The organism is Candidatus Brocadia sapporoensis, assembly GCF_001753675.2.
Lineage (GTDB): Bacteria > Planctomycetota > Brocadiia > Brocadiales > Brocadiaceae > Brocadia > Brocadia sapporoensis.
Genome location: NZ_MJUW02000079.1, coordinates 1 through 4,365, shown reverse-complemented (window position 1 = coordinate 4,365; position 4,365 = coordinate 1). Strand labels below are relative to the sequence as shown.

The following is a 4,365-nucleotide window of genomic DNA, read 5'->3' as shown; positions in this document are numbered from 1 at the left end:
ATTATTTCAAAATCAAATCGAAACGACTGAAGAAAAAATTCGCCGCTTAAATTTTTAACAAAGTACTATTCCCAATTAAAAAAATAAAACGGAGGGTATCTCTTAAAGAGTACCACAACGATGCTCTTTTATGGGTAGCCAGTCCGCCGGAGCAACTGGAGGACTGATTCTATACATAGCGACCTAAGTATACATCTATCTGTCTTTCCGGGATTGACCCGGAATCCCGTATTTTTCTGGATTTCCGCTTCCGCGGGAATGACATATTCGTATCTGATTAATGACGCTGTGTATATACCATTTTCCTTCATTACCAACTATTGGATTTCACTGCAGTTGCCAGATAGCTATTTCTTTTGTAGCCTGAGTCCGACCTCGGCAAGCCGTCTACCAAGGGCACGGCAAATCGTCGCTTCCTGCTGATCGATATCCCGCTTACTGTCCACTCCGGCGATATGGCCAGGTCCGTAAGGAGAACCACCGCCTTGCGTCGAAAAAAGCTCTTTAACAGAGTATGGCACACCAACCAGGATCATCCCGAGATGCAGCAGCGGAGCCATCAGGGTAAAAATCGTCGTCTCTTGCCCACCGTGAAGACTTGCGGTAGAGACAAATATGCCGGCCGGCTTACCTTCTAATTCCCCTGTAAACCATAACGAAGTGAGTTGGTCAATCTGATTTTTCAGTTGTGCAGATACATTTCCAAACCGTGTTGGTGTTCCAAATGCAATTGCGCCAGCCCTTTTAAAGTCGTCCAGGGTAACCAGTGGGATGTCTTTCTGCATCTCTCTGCCAACCTTCATGTCTTCGCGTGATTCAATAACAGACGACGGAATCAATTCCGGCACTTTGCGAATCAAGGGTTCTGCCCCTTTAATTTCATTAACGCCCTCTGCCACAAGTTTCGCCATTTTGTATACATTGCCATATGTGCTGTAATAAAGAATAAGCACTTGCATTGGGTTCTCCTCCTTCATTTTATTAATCCGAGGCACAAAATAGGTGAGTCAATCCCGCCGGGACTTTAAAATCGTAACGAGCCAGTTTCATGTGTATTTTTGCTAAAAATGTTAGAATTGTCTTTGTAAAACGGCATATTACTATTATGCACGAAAAGAACCGGATGGAAAATGGTTACAGGCAAGCCAGAAGCGCATATATTGTCCAATATTCCATGTGTTCTTGGTGTGTGGAATGACGGCACTACGTTCAGCATCACCGAACGACCTCCGGATAAAATATTTAATCCTCGCTGCTTTTGCAGCATTTGCAAGAATTTTACCATGTCGTGTCTCTCTTACGGGGCTGTGTTTCTTAAAGGTTCCGACATGAACGGTTCGGAGGATTTCCTGAAGAGCCTTATTTTCATACGCACGATCATTGGTATCTGGCTTTGCTATCTGGCCAATTTTCTTTACCACTGTCTGCGCCATTGGTTTGGATGAATTGCGATTGAAAATTTGCATGGTTCGTATGTTACGTAAAAGATTTTGCATTACCTTGCCCTCATGATTGTCTGTCGCGTCAGCAATTAAGATTGGTTTTACTTTTTTATCAATCATAATATCCTCTCCTTCCTTTATTGAAATCTTTTTCAAGAGGAGAAGAGACGCATTCTCATGCGCCTTTACCTCACGTCCGATAAAAGACCATTTCCTTTGCGTTCCCTGATTGCTCAAAGCTTGGCTTTGTCGTAGTGTTTTTCTCTATACATGGTGCTAGTTTGTAAAACTGTCCATTGTACAAAATAGAAAGAATGCAATATAACATATCGAGCAATACATCTCAAACAAAAATAAATTATACAAAAAGCAAATCAAAATTGCTCTTGCGCTATCCCTTTTTGGTATGGTTAAATAAGAAATAAATAATCTAATTTCCATTATTAATTACCTTCTTTCGAGAGTGTTCTTGCCCCTATGTGCCTATTCCCTAAAACAAAGAGGACTCTAACCTGAACGCATATTTTATTCTTGTCCTCTGCCTTTACATCCTCAAGGAGACCTTTGAATCTTGGGTTCAGTATCTTAATCTCAAGCACATGCGAAAAACCGGAGTATCCGTTCCGCATGAATTTGAGGGAAAGATAGATGAATTCCTTTTGAAAAAGACAATAGACTACGAAGCGGAGAAAACCCGTTTCAGCCTTATCTCGGCAATGTTCAGTAGCGCCGTTACCGTCATATTTATTTTTTGTGGTCTGCTGAACTTCTACAATTCATGGATTGCTTCGCTGGACCTGTCCTTTATCGTTTCGGGCTGGCTCTTTTTTTTACTCTTATCTTGTTGCAGCGAATTCTTATCCGTACCTTTCAGCCTTTACAGTACCTTTAAAATAGAAAATAAATATGGATTTAATACCATGACGCCGCGGTTGTGGGTGTCTGACTTTATAAAAACACTCCTTATTTCGACAGTTATGATGTCACTGGTGACCTTTGCAGGATTCTGGCTCATTCAGTGGAGCCCTCACTACTGGTGGCTTTTGATATGGGGTTTTCTCTTTATTTTCAGCATCTTTGTTATGTATATATCCCCTTACGTCATCGAGCCTCTCTTTAATAAATTTACCCCGATTGAAGATGAATCACTAAAAGAAAAGATCGTTCAATTAACAGCCAGGGCCGGTATTCATGCAAGCAGGATTCTAAGGGTAGATGCATCAAAGAGAAGCAGACATACCAACGCCTATTTTACCGGCATTGGAAAGACAAAGAGGATCGTTCTGTACGACACCTTGCTCGAGAGCATGAATCACGATGAAAACCTGGCCGTGCTGGCGCACGAGATAGGACACTGGAAAAAAAGACATATGCTGAAAATTATTGTCGCATTTGAAATATTTTCATTCATAGCTCTTTATTTCTCGTTTAAAGTTATACAAAGCGACGCCCTCGTAACGCTTTTCCATATCCGTACGAATACCCTTTTTGCAAAATTTTTAATCCTTGCTTTCATTGCCGATATTCTTTCATTCCCTTTTACGCCATGTGTAAGTTATCTTATGAGAAGACACGAAAGGCAGGCCGACAGGGCATCATATGAACTTACGAGGAATTCCGAAAGTATGGTGAGTGCCCTTATAAAGCTTTCAAAGGACAATCTCACCAATCCTTATCCGCACCCTTTTTATGTAACCCTGTACTATTCACACCCGCCGGTCATTGAAAGGGTTCGATATATCAAGGGATTTTCACACGAAAAGAATTCACCATAGAAATGGCACATAATTTCAGCAAATAACTTCGCATCGCCGGGACGCAAACCAGCCCCAGACTCTTTGGCTGGTGGGCTGCACTGGTCCCGGCATAGTCTGGATTGCGCCTGCACAGGGCAGCAGAGAATTGATCGGGTGTCCGTATTTTGTCGTCAAATACGGATTAACGTTTCTTTTCCTGCGGACTCCTGCTTGCCTCCTGTAATATCCCACTATCATTGAGATCGGCCGCTACCCCCTTTTTGCGGACAAGAGCATTTTCCATAGTTTCGTCAGGCTGAATCGCTGGTTCGACATATCTCTATAGCTGTTCATGACACTCTCATTTCTCTGGTCCGGAGCATTCGCCTCTGCTGATGGAACGACGATGGCAGCGTCGACTAATTTCACTTCAGGCTGATATCAACGCGGGCAAACGCTGTTCTGGGGATATGCCTCTATTACAATCTTCCTTACCGACATCCTGGCGCCAGGCCTGCCGCAGCGGGCGCATCCCCTGAAGCGATTGCAAATTCTTCTCGCCATTTCCTTTGTGGCTTATCTGTCACTAGCAGTTGCCTATCTTCGGATAATCTTGTTTACAAACTAAAATATATTTATAATCAGGCGGCGTTAAGGAAATAGTAATCCAGGATGACGAGAAAAGTTTCGCTACTTTCAAGATGTAGATGAAAATAAAAAAGGGATAAAGTATTTAAGATGCTATCTTTTTTAATTCTGGAGACACCTTGGGGATGGTCTTTAAGGGGGGGATCAAGAAACCAAGCCAGTGACTTATAAAGAGATAAAAACGAGGCCGACGGGACTCGAACCCGCAACATCCAGATCGACAGTCTGGTACTCTAACCAATTGAGCTACGGCCCCTTATTTTATAGAGCGATAAAACCTTTCATCATAATAATGGTGGGCGATATAGGACTCGAACCTATGACCCCTTGCTTGTAAGGCAAGTGCTCTAGCCAATTGAGCTAATCGCCCATGTGAGAAAGAAAAGTATAACATCTCATTTTTTGCGAGTCAATAGAATTCTATTGTTCCCCAGAGTATTTTTTGATAATTCAGTTCTGGATGATACGACGGTAGATTAAAGTAGACGGGTTTGTCAAGACCATTTATTATTAATTTTTAGATGCCTTAATGCATCAAT

General features: G+C 42.3%; 3 protein-coding genes and 2 tRNA genes. 1 reads left to right on the top strand and 4 read right to left on the bottom strand.

The features are described 5' to 3' along the window. Positions 1 to 347: 347 nt before the first annotated feature. Both wrbA and BIY37_RS07105 read right to left on the bottom strand, forming a co-directional pair. Complete coding sequence (gene wrbA / locus BIY37_RS07110) at positions 348 to 959, bottom strand: NAD(P)H:quinone oxidoreductase (RefSeq protein ID WP_070067145.1); 612 nt, start codon at positions 957 to 959, stop codon at positions 348 to 350. A gap of 144 nt (positions 960 to 1,103) precedes the next feature. Next, entirely contained in the window at positions 1,104 to 1,562 is a 459-nt protein-coding gene (locus BIY37_RS07105; protein WP_143299204.1) for an NmrA family NAD(P)-binding protein, read from the bottom strand. Between the two features lie 479 nt (positions 1,563 to 2,041). Between BIY37_RS07105 and BIY37_RS07100 the strand changes: the two genes are divergently transcribed. Further along, entirely contained in the window at positions 2,042 to 3,217 is a 1,176-nt protein-coding gene (locus BIY37_RS07100) for a M48 family metallopeptidase (RefSeq protein WP_080324923.1), read from the top strand. A gap of 791 nt (positions 3,218 to 4,008) precedes the next feature. On the opposite strand, the gene BIY37_RS07095 is transcribed toward BIY37_RS07100, so the two are convergent. After that, a tRNA-Asp gene (locus BIY37_RS07095) sits at positions 4,009 to 4,082 on the bottom strand. A 37-nt stretch (positions 4,083 to 4,119) separates the two neighbouring features. Then, a tRNA-Val gene (locus BIY37_RS07090) sits at positions 4,120 to 4,196 on the bottom strand. Positions 4,197 to 4,365: the final 169 nt, after the last annotated feature.

What these genes read in the sequence shown, in the direction of transcription:
- BIY37_RS07105 (WP_143299204.1), bottom strand. Translation starts at nt 1,562, where the DNA reads ATGATTGATAAAAAAGTAAAACCAATCTTAATTGCTGACGCGACAGAC.
- wrbA (WP_070067145.1), bottom strand. Translation starts at nt 959, where the DNA reads ATGCAAGTGCTTATTCTTTATTACAGCACATATGGCAATGTATACAAA.
- BIY37_RS07100 (WP_080324923.1), top strand. Translation starts at nt 2,042, where the DNA reads ATGCGAAAAACCGGAGTATCCGTTCCGCATGAATTTGAGGGAAAGATA.